The following is a 13,692-nucleotide window of genomic DNA, read 5'->3' on the forward strand; positions in this document are numbered from 1 at the left end:
CTGATGGCAAAGCGTGTGTGCTGCTCGGCGGATTAGTCTTCGATCCAGCCAGGTACGGCGGCACCTTTGAACAGCTCGGTGGCTTTCTCGATGACTTCGTCGCGCTGGTAGGCTTCGACCAGTTGGCGAATCTCTTCACGCTCTTCGTCACCGCCACGTACGGCAATCAGGTTGACGTAGGGAGACTCGGGGCCTTCCTTGATCAGTGCGTCATCCAGGCTGAGGCCTGCTGGCTGAGCAAAGGTGTTGTTGATGAAGGCCATGTCCACGTCGGGCAGTACGCGAGGCAACTGCGCTGCTTCGATTTCACGGAAGCGGAAGCCGCGCGGGTTTTCAGCGATGTCGATGGGGGTGGCTTCCAGGAACGTCGGATCGTTCAGCGTGATCAGACCTTCGTTGTGCATCAGGATCAGAGCGCGACCTTCATTGGAAGGGTCGTTCGGCAGGGCGATCTGAGCGCCGTCCGGCAGCTCATCGATGCTGCTGTATTTTTCAGAGTAGGCGCCAATGGGGTACACGAAGGTGTAGCCGGCGATGGCAAAGTCGTAGCCACGGTCGTTGATCATGGCTTGCATGTAGGGCTCGTGCTGGTAGGCGTTGGCATCCAGGCTGCCATCGGCCAGTGCCGCGTTGGGCGTCACGTAATCGGTAAACTCGATGATTTCGACGTTCAGGTCGAACTCTTCCTTGGCAATGCGCGCCGCGACTTCCATGACTTCGGTTTCCGGGCCAGCGACCGTGCCCATCTTGATGGTGCGCGTGTCGGCGTTGGCGACGTTGATGGCCAGTGCCAGGGCGGTCAGGCTGCCAATAACGAGTTTTTGCATGGCGTTGCTCCAGTGTTGTGGTGAATCGTGTTGCAATGATGCGGTAATAAGAAACGCAAGTCTAATTCGTTTTCGCTATATGTGGCTATGCTGATCAAAGCTAAAAGCTATGTCATTTCGCTGAGCCGTCGGTGGCTTACTTGCGATCGCTTTTGCGTACCAGATAGTCGCCCAGGCTTTGGAAGCCTTGCACCATGACCACCAGGATCACCACGGTGATCAGCATGATGGTCGGGTTGAAACGGTTGTAGCCATAGCGAATGCCCAAATCGCCAAGGCCGCCACCGCCAACGGCGCCTGCCATGGCCGAGTAGCTCACCAGGGTCACCACGGTAATGGTGAGGCCGGTGATGATGCCGCCGCGTGCTTCAGGGATCAGCACCTTGGTGATGATTTGCCAGGGCGTGGCGCCCATCGACTGGGCGGACTCGATCAGGCCGGGCGAAATTTCGTTGAGCGCGCCTTCGATCAGACGGGCGACGAAGGGGATGGCCGCGATGGTCAAAGGAACCGAGGCGGCATTGATGCCGATGGAGGTGCCGACCAGCATTCGCGTGAAAGGAATGATGGCGACCATCAGAATGATGAACGGAATCGAACGGCCTACGTTGGTGATGATGCCCAGTGCCTGGTTGAGTACCGGCATGGCCAGAATCTGCCGGGGCCGCGTGACGTACAGCAGCACCCCCAGCGGCAGGCCCAGCAGTGTGGCGATGACGCCGGACACGGCCACCATGTAAAGGGTGTCCAGCGTCGCCTGTAACACGAGATCAAACATTGCGCTGGACATGACCCAGTACCTCCACCTGTAGTTGATGCGATTCCAGATAAGACATGGCTTGCTCGGTCTGTGCTGGAGTGCCCAGCAGCTCGGCGATCATCAAGCCCAGCGTGCGCTCCTGAATCGACTCGACCTTGGCCTGCAGAATGCTGACATCCACGCTGCATTCGCGCGCCAGACGTGAAATCAGCGGCGTGGAGACCGCATCGCCCGAGAAGGTCAGCCGCACCACTGGGTGGGTCTGCTCGCCGGGCTGCGCTTGCAAGCGCTCCAGCAGCTCCTTGGGTGGGCTCAGCTGCAGGAAGTCGTTGAGGAACTCGCGACCTAGCTGGGTGGCTGGTGCGGTAAAGAAATCGCCGACTTCGGCGTCTTCTACCAGTCGCCCGCCGGAAATCAGACTGACGCGATGGCAGATCGATTTGACCACTTCCATCTCATGAGTGATCAGCAGAATGGTAATGCCCAGCTGCTGATTGATGTCGCGCAGCAGTTCCAGAATGGAGCTGGTGGTTTGCGGGTCCAGGGCCGACGTGGCCTCGTCGCAGAGCAGTACGTTGGGCTTGCTGGCCAGCGCCCGGGCAATGGCCACGCGCTGCTTCTGACCACCTGAGAGTTGCGCGGGGTACTGCTTGGCCTTGTCGGCCAGACCGACCATGTCGAGCAGTGGCAAGACGCGGTTCTTGATGGCGCTGCGCTTCTCGCCCATCAGCTCCAGCGGCAGCGCCACGTTATCGAAGACGGTGCGCGTGGTGAGCAGGTTGAAGTGCTGAAAGATCATGCCAATACGATGGCGTGCCTGATTCAGGTCGCGGCGGCTCAGCTGAGTCATTTCCTGACCGTCGACCTGTACCTTGCCACTGGTGGGGCGCTCCAGCAGGTTGACGCAGCGGATCAGGGTCGATTTACCTGCGCCGGATAGGCCGATGACGCCGTGAATGCTGCCCTTGGGTATCATTAAATTGACATCCCGAAGGGCGTGAACGGCGCTGGGGCCGCTGCCGTAGGTTTTGCTTACGTTGCTAAGTTCAATCATAGCGTCTGCCTTAATGTTAGGCCGAAGACGGGGTGCGGGGGAGGCGAGCGTAGGGAGGGTAACAAAAAAAAGGCCACCCTTGCGGGTGGCCATCAACGCTGGACACACCCTTTTAGCTGCACTTCACGTGGTTACAGGAACCGCGTGGACGCCCGCAATCTGGGTACAAATCGGCGTCATTACATTTGCGGCGAAAGTCTAAAGAGAGGTGGGTGAATTGTCAATTAAATACGGTCTATTTCATGTTTAAGCGTGCTTATACAGAGTTTTCCGCTTTTTTATGGCTTGTTTTTAGTTTTTAATTCTGAATTGGGCCTTTTCAGGCTGCGTTGGACAGCAAAAAACACGCTGTTCAAGCACTTGCCGGGCCTGCACTGCACAAGGTTGGGGCATAGGGTGTAAGCTTGCGGAAATTTTTACAGCTTGAGCCAGTTCGCTGGCGAATCAACAGAGGGAAAGTCCATGTTCACCGGTATTGTGCAAGGTATCGCCGAAGTCGTCGAAGTGCTGGAGCTGGAGGCGTTTCGTACCCACGTGGTGGCGCTGCCCGAAGAGCTGCGTGAGGGGCTGGAAATTGGTGCGTCGGTAGCACATAACGGGGTCTGTTTGACCGTCACGCGCATCGAAGGTGAGAAGGTCAGCTTTGATTTGATGCGTGAAACGCTGCGATTGACTAATCTTGGTGCAATCGAGGTGGGGCAATGCGTCAATATAGAGCGTGCAGCCCGTTTTGGTGATGAAATTGGCGGGCACTCCATGTCCGGGCACGTCATCTGTATGGCCAAGGTCGTGACCATCGAGGAAGCCCCCAACAATCGTCGGCTGTGGTTTTTGCTGCCCCCCTCGATGGCCAAGTTCGTGTTCGAGAAAGGCTACATTGGCGTGGATGGTATCAGCTTGACCGTGGGGGACGTACGGCCGGCTGGCGCTGGGGAAGGGGTGGAGTTCAGCGTCAACCTGATTCCCGAAACGCTGTCGCGCACCATGCTCAAGGAGCGACTGGTCGGGGACTGGGTCAATATCGAGATCGACCCGCAAACCCAGGTCATCGTGGAGACCGTGGAGCGGGTGTTGGCGAGTCGGCTGTAGAAAATTATCGGCCAGTGTTGACCAATCGGTTAGCTTATGGCCTGAAGTTTGCTAATCATAAGATAGGGGCGCCATCGCCCTTTCATTCGCTGCACACGGGGTACTCGCATCGCGCAGTGCCTTTCGGTAGTATGTGCGGCTTTTCTCGCACCAAGGGACGCATCCAGCGTAAGCGCGAAGGATAAAAACGACATGAAATTTCTGGACGACTACTTCAAGCTCGCCGAGCAGAAGACCAACGTAAAAACCGAGGTGATTGCAGGGGTCACCACGTTCCTTACGATGGCCTATATCATCTTCGTCAACCCGAGCATTCTTTCCGAAGCCGGCATGGATTACGGTGCCGTGTTTGTGGCGACGTGTCTGGCGGCGGCCATTGGCTGTTTCGTGATGGGGCTATGGGCCAACTACCCCATTGCCCAGGCGCCGGGGATGGGTTTGAACGCCTTCTTTACCTATGGTGTCGTGCTGGGAATGGGCTACACCTGGGAGGCCGCGCTGGGGGCGGTATTCTTCTCGGGCCTGACCTTCTTTCTGCTGAGTATCTTCAAAATTCGTGAGTGGATCATCAACTCGATTCCGCTGTCGCTGCGATTGGGCATTGCGGCGGGTATCGGCCTGTTCCTGGCGATGATCGCCCTGAAGAATGCGGGCATCGTGGTGTCCAATCCGGCGACCTACGTGGCGCTGGGCGACCTGTCCCAGCCGCCGGCCATTTACGCCTTGTTGGGCTTTTTCGTGATTACCGCGCTGGCCTACCTGCGCGTGACCGGTGCGGTGATGATCGGTATTCTTGGTGTGACCGTCATGGCCATGGTGCTGGGCCACAACCAGTATGGCGGGATCATGTCCATGCCGCCTTCCATCGCGCCGACGTTCATGGCCATGGATCTGATGGGTGCGCTGGACGTGGCCATGCTGAGCGTGATTTTTGCGTTCCTGTTCGTGGACCTGTTCGACACCTCGGGTACGCTGGTGGGCGTGGCACACCGTGGCAAGCTGCTGGACAAGGATGGCAAGCTGCCGCGCATTGGTCGTGCCATGATGGCTGATAGCACGGCGTCCATGGCCGGTGCTGCGCTGGGTACTTCCACCACGACCAGTTACATCGAGTCGACAGCGGGCATTGCCTCGGGCGGCCGTACCGGACTGACGGCGGTGGTCGTTGGCGTACTGTTTTTGATCAGCCTGTTCTTTGCGCCGCTGGCGGGTTCCATTCCGGCCTATGCCACGGCGGGCGCTCTGCTGTACGTGGCGGTGCTGATGGCGGGTAGCCTGGCGCATGCCAACTGGGAAGACCCCACAGACGCCGCGCCGGTGCTGATCGCTGCGCTGGCCATGCCGCTGACCTTCTCGATTGCCGAGGGTATTGCCCTGGGCTTCATCAGCTACGTTGCCATCAAGACCCTGTCAGGTCGATTCAGCGACCTGAATCCGGCAGTGGTCGTGCTGGCGCTGCTGTTTGCAGCAAAATTCCTGTTCCTGGGCTAACTGCCCGCATTTTGACTAATCAATGAGAGACGCGATGAGCATCTACGGCGATTACATTAAGTCCGTTATTCGCACGGTTCCTGACTGGCCAGAGCAAGGAGTGAACTTCCGTGACATCACTCCGCTGCTGCAAAACAGCGCTGCCTTTCGCAAGCTGATCGATAGCTTCGTGCACCGCTACCAGGAGATGAACCTGGATGCCATCGCGGCGATTGACGCTCGTGGCTTCATTATTGGCGCCCCGTTGGCCTATGAGCTGGGCTGCAGCTTCGTGCCGGTGCGCAAGAAGGGCAAGCTGCCGTTCAAGACGATCAGCGAGACCTATACGCTGGAGTATGGTCATTCGGAAGTCGAGCTGCACGCCGATGCTTTTCAGCAGAATGACCGTATTTTGTTGATGGATGATCTGATTGCCACCGGCGGTACCATGCTGGCAGCGGCCAACCTCATTCAGCGCTGCGGCGGCCAGGTCGTCGAGACGGCAACGATCATCGACCTGCCTGAACTGGGTGGCTCTACCAAAATTCGCGATGCGGGCTATAGCGTATTCGCGGTCTGTTCCTTTAATGAAGACGAGTAACGCCCCATGAGCAGCGAACGCTACCACCAACACTTCACCGTCTCCTGGGATCAGATTCATCGTGACGTTCGTCAGCTGTGCCATTTGCTGATCGAGCGTGACTTCAAGGGGATCGTGGCGATTACCCGAGGCGGATTGATTCCTGCTGCGCTGATTGCCCGTGAACTCAACATCCGCCTGATCGACACGATCTGCATCAAGAGCTACGACCACATGAACCAGGGTGGCCTGGACATCATGAAGGGCGTCGACCACGACGGCGAAGGCTGGCTGCTGGTGGATGATCTGGTCGACACCGGCAAGACGGCGCGTGCGGTGCGTGAAATGCTGCCCAAGGCGCATTTCGTGACCATCTACGCCAAGCCCGAAGGTCGGCCGCTGGTGGATCAGTACCTGACCGAAGTGGCACAGCAGTGCTGGATTCAGTTCCCCTGGGACATGGGCATTGCCTATGTCGAGCCTCTCGCCGACCAGATGAAGAAGTAACATGTCGACTCCGCTACCCAATGACTGGCAACAGTGGCTGGGGCAAGAGTTCAAGGCCGACTACATGTCGGCCTTGAAAGCCTTTCTGGCTCAGGAAAAAGCGGCCAAGAAGGTCATTTATCCTCATTCGTCCCACTGGTTTCGTGCGTTCGAGCTGACCCCGCTGGCCTCGGTCAAGGTGGTCATTCTCGGTCAGGACCCCTACCACGGCCCCAACCAGGCACATGGCCTGTGTTTTTCGGTACAGCCAGGGGTGCCGGTGCCGCCGTCGCTGGTCAACATCTATAAAGAGTTGGCGGCGGACGTAGGTTTTACACCGGTGCGCCATGGCTTCCTGGAACCCTGGGCCAAACAGGGCGTATTGTTGCTGAACACTGCGCTGACCGTGGAGCAGGGCAATGCAGCGTCGCATCGCGGCAAGGGCTGGGAGTCGTTCACCGACCGGGCCATCGAAACCGTCAGCCAGCACGGCGAGCCCTGTGTGTTTCTGCTCTGGGGCAGTCATGCCCGCCAGAAGAAAGCGCTGATCGATACCCAGCGCCATTTGGTACTGGAGTCGCCACATCCTTCGCCACTGTCGGCACACCGTGGTTTCTTCGGTAATCACCATTTTTCCAAGGCAAATCAGTTCCTCCAGCAGCAGGGCCGTACGCCTATTACGTGGCAATTGCCGGAAAAGCCTTAACCTGATGGTCAGTTGCGGGTAGAATGGCGCGCAATTTTGATCGCGTGTCGATGCGATCCTGATTGCCATCCCGAATCCCCTGTAGTGAGGAAGTCCCATGAGTGTGTACGCCATTAACCATCCGCTTGTTCAGCATAAACTGGGACTCATGCGTGAAGCTGACCTGAGCACGAAAAGCTTTCGTGAATTGGCGGGTGAGGTGGCCAAGCTGCTGACCTACGAAGCGACCAAGGGTCTGGAACTTGAAAATCACGAGATTCAGGGATGGAACGGTGAGCCTATCGCGACACAGCGTCTCAAGGGTAAAAAAGTCACCATCGTGCCCATTCTGCGAGCGGGTCTGGGCATGCTGGAAGGCGTGACCGACCTCATCCCCAGTGCCAGGGTGAGCGTTGTAGGCCTTTACCGTGATGAGGAAACGCTGCAGCCGGTGCCATACTTCGCCAAGTTTGCCAACGATATCGAAGAGCGCATGGCCATCGTCATCGACCCCATGCTGGCGACCGGTGGTTCCATGGTGGCGACACTGGACATGCTGCGTGAGCGCGGTTGTGAACACATGAAAGTGATCGTGCTGGTGGCTGCCCCTGAAGGGATCAAACGGGTGCAAGATGCTTATCCTGATGTAGAAATCTACACCGCGTCGGTAGACGACCGACTCGATGAGAATGGCTACATCGTCCCCGGCCTGGGAGATGCCGGCGACAAGATTTTCGGAACGCGTTAAGCGCTCCGTAACATACAGCCCCTTACGCACCGCGTTGGGGGCATTTTTTTGCCTCCGTTATCTACGATAGACCTTCCTGGAGTGGTGCAATGACAACGAATAGTGCACAAGAGTCGTGGCCTAAACTACTGCTGACCGGCGGACAAATGCTGTTCGTCGCGTTTGGTGCCTTGGTGCTGGTGCCGCTGCTGACGGGCTTGGACCCCAGCGTAGCCTTGTTTACCGCTGGGGTGGGCACGCTCGTTTTCCACGGCATTACGCGCCAGACGGTGCCGGTCTTTTTGGCTTCTTCCTTCGCTTTCATTGCCCCCATTCAGGGGTCGATTGCCAGCTTTGGAGTCTCTGCCACCATGGGCGGGCTAATGGCCGCCGGGTTGGTATACGTGGCCATTTCACAGGCCGTTCGACTGAAAGGCACGGCCTGGTTGCACCGCTTGTTGCCACCGGTGGTGGTGGGGCCGGTCATCATGGTCATTGGTCTTGCTCTGGCGCCAGTGGCGGTCAGCATGGCCACCGGTGAAACCAGTGACAACATTGGCTACGGTGCGGCGATCTTTCTCTCCATGGCCAGCCTGTTGGTGACCCTGGTGCTGGCCGTCTTTGGCCGCGGCTTGCTGCGTCTGGTGCCCATCATGGGCGGTATTGCGGTGGGCTACGTACTGGCCCTGCTGATGGGGGTGGTCGATTTTGCCCCGGTCAGGGAAGCGGCCTGGCTGTCGGTGCCCAATTTCACTGCCCCCAGTTTTCACTGGGCCGCAATTCTGTTCATGATTCCGGTGGCGATCGCCCCCGCTGTGGAGCATATCGGCGACATGGTGGCGATTGGTTCGGTGACCCGCAAGAACTACCTGGAAAAACCCGGCCTGCATCGCACGCTGCTGGGTGACGGCCTGGCCACGACCACGGCGGCGCTGTTCGGTGGTCCGCCCAATACCACTTATTCCGAAGTGACCGGCGCGGTGACGCTGACCAAGGCGTTCAACCCGAAATACATGGTGATTGCCGCCGTGCTGGCTATCGTGCTGGCATTCGTCGGCAAGCTGGGTGCCTTGCTGCAAACCATTCCCGGTCCAGTGATGGGCGGCATCATGACTCTGCTGTTTGGCTCGATTGCCGTGGTGGGCATGAATACCCTGGTGCGCGCAGGGCAGTCGCTGACGGCGGCGCGTAATCTGGTGGTGGTGTCGCTGATTCTGGTCTTCGGCATTGGTGGCATGCAGTTCGGGGGTGGTCAATTCACCTTGCAGGGCGTAAGTTTGGCAGCCCTGGTGGGCATTGCGTTAAACTGGCTGTTGCCTGCAGAGAAAGAGGGCGAATAGTCGCTCAGTTGACGAGGTATGCCATGAAAGAGCCACCAAACTGTGCGTTTCCGGTGCTGGGCGTCGCCGCGTGGAGCGGGACGGGAAAGACCACTCTGCTCGAACAGCTGCTGCCTCGGCTGCGAGCACTTGGCCTGTCGGTGGCGGTGATCAAGCATGCCCATCACCAGTTCGAGGTGGATCAGCCCGGCAAGGATAGTTACCAGTTGCGCAAGGCCGGAGCGGCCCCGATGCTGGTGGCATCGAGTCGCCGCCTGGCACTGATGATGGATATGCCGACAGAGGAAGAGCCGGATCTGGCGTATCTGCTTTCGCTCATGGCACCGCATGCACCTGACCTGGTCATCGTCGAAGGTTTCAAAGCCTGGCCCATCGCCAAGCTGGTGCTCTACCGAGAGGGCATTGGCGATGCGCACATCCTCGATGACCCGCATGGAGTGGGCGTTGCGCTGAGTGGCGCGGCGCCTGTGCCTCTGCGTGAGGATGTGATGCGGCTGAACCTCGACGACATTGATGGTATTGCCCGCTGGGTGTTCGACTGGGCTGCCGAGCAGCGCCACTCTCTGATTGATAGCAAAAGGTGACACGATGCAGTTAACCCACCTCAATGCCCAAGGCGAAGCCAACATGGTCGATGTTGGCGACAAGGCTGAGACACGCCGAGAGGCCGTCGCCTCTGGACGAATCGTGATGAGCGCTCAGACGCTTCAGCTGCTGACGGACGGTGCCTTGCCCAAGGGTGATGTGCTGGCCACGGCGCGCATCGCCGGTATTCAAGCGGCCAAGCGTACCCATGAGCTGATACCGCTGTGCCACGCCTTGGCGCTTTCCAAGGTGTCGGTGGACTTCGAGATCGACCACGACAACGGTTGGGTCAACGTTACGGCGCTGTGCCGCCTGAATGGCCGGACGGGGGTAGAGATGGAGGCCCTGACGGCCGTGTCCGTGGCCTGCCTGACGCTGTATGACATGTGCAAGGCCGTCGATAAAGAGATGCGCATCGAAGCCGTGCAGTTGGAGAGCAAGCAGGGGGGCAGCCGGGGAGATTACCAGCGCCTGATGCCCGCGCCCATCGTGACCGGCGAAGGGGCTTCGGGGGAAGTAAGCCTTGGGGAGCGTTGCTCATCTCCCTGCGTGCGGGTCAAGTTTCTGGCCGAGCTGCGCGAGCGGGTCGGGGAAAGCGATGTGTCGGTGGATCTGGATCGCTTGCCGAGCCGCAACGTCGCGGGCCTGAAGGCGGCGCTCAGCGCTCAGGATGCGCGCTATGCGCTGTTGTCCGATCAGCGTACGTTATGTGCCATCAACCAGGTCATGGCCAGCGACAGTTCGCGCATTACCGACGATGACGAAGTGGCGTTCTTCCCACCGGTCACGGGAGGCTAAGCCATGGCGCTGCTTGAGCATCCGCATAAAGCGCTCGTGGTCGAGGTCACCGAGGACAGCTTCTCCATGGCGCATGGCTACGAGCAGGCGCTGCAGGGTCGCACGGATATCGGCGCGGTGGTCAGCTTTACCGGGCTGGTGCGCGACTTCAACGAGTCGCCCGATGTACTGGGCTTGACGCTGGAGCATTACCCCGGAATGACCGAGCGCAGCCTGATGGAGATCGCCGAGCAGGCCTGGCAACGCTGGTCGCTCCAGGCGGTGCGCATCATTCATCGGGTGGGAGATTTGGCGCCAGGTGACCCTATCGTTCGCGTGCTGGTCGCCAGTGCGCATCGCCGGGATGCCTTCCTGGCCTGTGACTTCATCATGGACTATCTCAAGACCCAGGCGCCGTTCTGGAAAAAGGAGCGCGCACGCCAGGGGACGTATTGGGTCAAGGAGCGCAAAACCGATCAGCAGGATGCCGAGCGCTGGTCATGACCCGCGCTTGGGCCTGCTGAATTCGGCATGAACTTTAGCATGAATTTTTGCATGAACTACCGCATGAACTACTGCCGATCGAGTTCTTCCACGGTCGGCATATCGGCGGCCATGATCTGCAGGTGCACCTCAGGCATGTGCTGAAGGTGGTTGGCCAGCCAGTGCATCAGGCGCGGTTGCAGCGCCTGGCGCAAGTCTGCCAGGGTCTCGGCCTCGATCTCTTCCAACTGCTCGTCCAGCCAATCGCTGAAACTCTCCTCATCCAGCGGGCTGGCTCCCGTGGTATCCAGCATCATCCGTCCAATGCGCCACCAGCCGGTCTCGGTGGCGGTCACTGGTAGTGCCAGAAACAGGCTCCCGCGCCGTGCGCCGGGAGTCTGGTGCTCGAGCCCGGGGTGGGGCCTCACGCTGTTTTGATCGACGATGCAAGGTGGCTGGGGGTGGCGTGTTTCCAGGCGCAGGCCCTGGTTGTCCAGCGCGATCATGTCGCCATTGACCGGCGCAAGGGGCGCGCTGATGCCCAGCTGTTCGGCCAGTGCCTGGTGGGCCTGCTGATGTCGAGCTTCACCGTGCACGGGTAGCAGGGCTTTTGGGCGTACCCATTGGTAAAGCTTCTTGAGCTCTTCTTGGGCTGGATGCCCTGTGGCATGCAGCTCGGGATGATTGTTTTCATCGAAGAGGTCGACACCCAGCTGTAACAAACGTTTTTTAAGCTGTTCGATGGGGCGCTCATTGCCCGGGATGGCCTTGGCGGAAAAAATGACGCTGTCACCGGGCTCCAGGTCGACGAAGGGATGACGGCGTTGCGCCAGTCGTTGAAGCGCAGCGCGTGGCTCACCCTGACTGCCCGTGGCAATGATCACGACTTCTTCGGGGGGCAAATAGCCAAGATCGTGGGGCGGTACCAGTGCCGGAAAATCGTCCAGGTAGCCCAACCCTCTGGCCACGCTCACCATGCGCTCCATGGAGCGGCCCATCAAGCTGACGCGGCGTCCGCAGGCTTGTGCGGCACGCCCGATGGCCAGAACCCTCGCCAGGTTGCTGGCGAAACACGACACCACGACGCGCCCCTTGCACTTCGCAAGGGTGCTGGCCAGTGCCTTGGCGACATCGCCTTCGCTGGCCGACTGCCCTGGCATGGGGGCATTGGTAGAGTCACCCACCACCAGGTCCAGAGGGGCCAGCGCGCGGAAATGGGCGGCATTCACCGGCGCACCGATGAGCGGCTCCGGGTCCAGTTTCCAGTCACCTGTGTGCAGAACCCGATAGTCGCCTGCCTGCATCATGATGGCGCAGCTTTCAGGTATGGAGTGGGTGACACTCAAGTAACGCAGGGTAAAGGGCCCGCGCTCAACTGCATCGCCGGGTTCGATGATTTCGATGGCAGCGCTGCTGAGCTGGTGTTCGGCAAACTTGTGGCGCAGCAGGCCCGCTGCCAGCGGGGTGGCAAAAATGGGGCAGCCCCAGCGCGGCCATAGCCAGGCCACGGCGCCGATGTGGTCTTCATGACCATGGGTGATGAACAGCGCGGCAGGCGTGATACCGAGGGTCTGCAGGGTGTCGGTGTTGGGTACCTGCAGCGGCGAGTTGGGCAGATCCTGACGAATCATCATGCCGCAATCGACGGCGATCCACTGATCGTCGTATCCATACAGCGTAAGATTCATTCCAATTTCACCGCATCCACCTAGCGGAAGCAGGTGCAGGGGCGGGCGGCGACGGGGACGAAGTTGAACGCGTGGTGGATGCATCGGTCATGAAAAGCCTGGGAAGTAATCTCTTAACTATACGGGAAGGGAGGGGCCTGTAACAATCATCGCGGCACTGCACCACAGTGCTTGGTCGCAGCGCTTGCGTTACACTAGCGCGCCTGGTGAGGCTTGCCTGTCGGCAGGTAAGTCCCTGGCGAACGTGCCGTTACATACGCAAGAGTGTTCATTGATGTCTCATTATTACCGTTTAGTTGTGTCGTGCCCGGATCAGGTGGGCATCGTGGCGCGTGTTTCCAGCTTCATTGCCCAGCAGGGCGGCTCGATTACCGAGGCCAGCCAGCACTCCGACCTGGAGACGGGTCGCTTTTTCATGCGTTACGAAATTCTCGCCGATTCATTGGGCATGTCGGCCGAGGCGCTGCGCACGGCGTTCGAACCCGTCGCCGCCGAATTCGATATGCAGTGGTCACTGGTGGACACCCAGAAGCGCCGCCGCGTGGTGTTGATGGTGTCGCGGGAATCCCACTGCCTGGTGGATCTGCTGTATCGCTGGCAGGCAGGCGAGCTGGATTGCGATATCGTCAGCGTCATTTCCAATCATGACGACATGCGTTCGCTCACCGAGTGGTACGGCATTCCTTATCATCACGTGCCGGTTGACCCGGCCAACAAGCAGGCGGCTTTCGATCAGGTACAAACCCAGATCGATGCGGCACGGGCCGACTGTGTCGTGTTGGCACGGTACATGCAGATACTGCCCCCCTCGTTGTGCGAGCGCTATGCCGGGCGCGTCATCAATATTCATCACAGCTTCTTGCCCTCCTTTGCCGGGGCAAAGCCTTACCACCAGGCTTACGAGCGTGGCGTCAAGCTGATCGGTGCCACCTGCCATTACGTGACCGAAGAGCTGGATGCGGGGCCCATCATCGAGCAGGATATCCATCGGGTAAGCCACTGCCATACGCCCACCGACCTGGTGCGCTTTGGCCGTGATGTGGAAAAAGCCGTGCTGGCCCGCGGCCTGCGCTGGCATCTGGAAGACCGCGTATTGATTCACGGTAACAAGACCGTCGTGTTCAGCTAACTCGCCCACCGG

At 59.3% G+C, this 13,692-nt stretch carries 15 protein-coding genes; 11 read left to right on the forward strand and 4 right to left on the reverse strand.

Annotation, left to right across the window (positions count from 1 at the left end):
* Positions 1–32 precede the first annotated feature (32 nt).
* The 3 genes from IE061_RS14355 to IE061_RS14365 form a co-directional block, all read right to left on the reverse strand.
* Positions 33–827, reverse strand: a complete 795-nt coding sequence (locus IE061_RS14355) for a MetQ/NlpA family ABC transporter substrate-binding protein (protein WP_096922882.1) — start codon at positions 825–827, stop codon at positions 33–35.
* Positions 828–963: 136 nt separating this feature from the next.
* Positions 964–1,617, reverse strand: a complete 654-nt coding sequence (locus tag IE061_RS14360) for a methionine ABC transporter permease (protein ID WP_026001709.1) — start codon at positions 1,615–1,617, stop codon at positions 964–966.
* Positions 1,598–2,641, reverse strand: coding sequence for a methionine ABC transporter ATP-binding protein (locus IE061_RS14365; protein ID WP_193461898.1), 1,044 nt, complete (start codon positions 2,639–2,641; stop codon positions 1,598–1,600). Before IE061_RS14365 ends, IE061_RS14360 begins: the two co-directional genes overlap by 20 nt.
* Before the next feature lie 462 nt (positions 2,642–3,103).
* Between IE061_RS14365 and IE061_RS14370 the strand changes: the two genes are divergently transcribed.
* From IE061_RS14370 to moaE, 10 genes are all read left to right on the forward strand, one after another.
* Positions 3,104–3,730, forward strand: coding sequence for a riboflavin synthase (locus tag IE061_RS14370; protein ID WP_039182228.1), 627 nt, complete (start codon positions 3,104–3,106; stop codon positions 3,728–3,730).
* A 192-nt stretch (positions 3,731–3,922) separates the two neighbouring features.
* Positions 3,923–5,221: an NCS2 family permease gene (locus IE061_RS14375; protein WP_193461899.1), complete on the forward strand. Its 1,299-nt coding sequence runs from the start codon at positions 3,923–3,925 to the stop codon at positions 5,219–5,221.
* Positions 5,222–5,255: 34 nt separating this feature from the next.
* Positions 5,256–5,801 carry an adenine phosphoribosyltransferase gene (locus IE061_RS14380; RefSeq protein ID WP_039182221.1) on the forward strand — a complete coding sequence of 182 codons (546 nt, stop codon included), beginning with the start codon at positions 5,256–5,258 and terminating at the stop codon, positions 5,799–5,801.
* A 6-nt stretch (positions 5,802–5,807) separates the two neighbouring features.
* Entirely contained in the window at positions 5,808–6,287 is a 480-nt protein-coding gene (gpt, locus tag IE061_RS14385; RefSeq protein WP_016914007.1) for a xanthine phosphoribosyltransferase, read from the forward strand.
* A gap of 1 nt (position 6,288) precedes the next feature.
* A complete protein-coding gene (gene ung, locus IE061_RS14390) occupies positions 6,289–6,972 on the forward strand; it encodes a uracil-DNA glycosylase (protein WP_189464048.1) in 684 nt (227 codons plus the stop codon).
* Positions 6,973–7,069: 97 nt separating this feature from the next.
* On the forward strand, positions 7,070–7,699 hold the full coding sequence (upp, locus tag IE061_RS14395; protein WP_039182214.1) for a uracil phosphoribosyltransferase: 630 nt from the start codon (positions 7,070–7,072) through the stop codon (positions 7,697–7,699).
* Between the two features lie 89 nt (positions 7,700–7,788).
* Positions 7,789–9,018, forward strand: coding sequence for a uracil-xanthine permease family protein (locus IE061_RS14400; protein WP_039182211.1), 1,230 nt, complete (start codon positions 7,789–7,791; stop codon positions 9,016–9,018).
* 23 nt (positions 9,019–9,041) lie between these two features.
* Positions 9,042–9,602: a molybdopterin-guanine dinucleotide biosynthesis protein B gene (gene mobB / locus IE061_RS14405; RefSeq protein WP_193461900.1), complete on the forward strand. Its 561-nt coding sequence runs from the start codon at positions 9,042–9,044 to the stop codon at positions 9,600–9,602.
* A 4-nt stretch (positions 9,603–9,606) separates the two neighbouring features.
* On the forward strand, positions 9,607–10,401 hold the full coding sequence (gene moaC / locus IE061_RS14410) for a cyclic pyranopterin monophosphate synthase MoaC (RefSeq protein WP_039182206.1): 795 nt from the start codon (positions 9,607–9,609) through the stop codon (positions 10,399–10,401).
* A 3-nt stretch (positions 10,402–10,404) separates the two neighbouring features.
* Positions 10,405–10,884 (forward strand): molybdopterin synthase catalytic subunit MoaE, encoded by a 480-nt coding sequence (gene moaE / locus IE061_RS14415; protein WP_193461901.1) that lies wholly within the window; start codon positions 10,405–10,407, stop codon positions 10,882–10,884.
* A 68-nt stretch (positions 10,885–10,952) separates the two neighbouring features.
* Here moaE and IE061_RS14420 read toward each other — a convergent pair whose 3' ends face one another.
* Entirely contained in the window at positions 10,953–12,551 is a 1,599-nt protein-coding gene (locus IE061_RS14420) for a ribonuclease J (RefSeq protein ID WP_039182200.1), read from the reverse strand.
* A 274-nt stretch (positions 12,552–12,825) separates the two neighbouring features.
* Here IE061_RS14420 and purU point away from each other — a divergent pair, with 274 nt between their 5' ends.
* Positions 12,826–13,680 (forward strand): formyltetrahydrofolate deformylase, encoded by an 855-nt coding sequence (purU, locus tag IE061_RS14425; RefSeq protein WP_039182197.1) that lies wholly within the window; start codon positions 12,826–12,828, stop codon positions 13,678–13,680.
* Positions 13,681–13,692 lie beyond the last annotated feature (12 nt).

Source organism: Vreelandella hamiltonii (assembly GCF_014651795.1).
Taxonomy (GTDB): Bacteria; Pseudomonadota; Gammaproteobacteria; order Pseudomonadales; family Halomonadaceae; genus Vreelandella; species Vreelandella hamiltonii.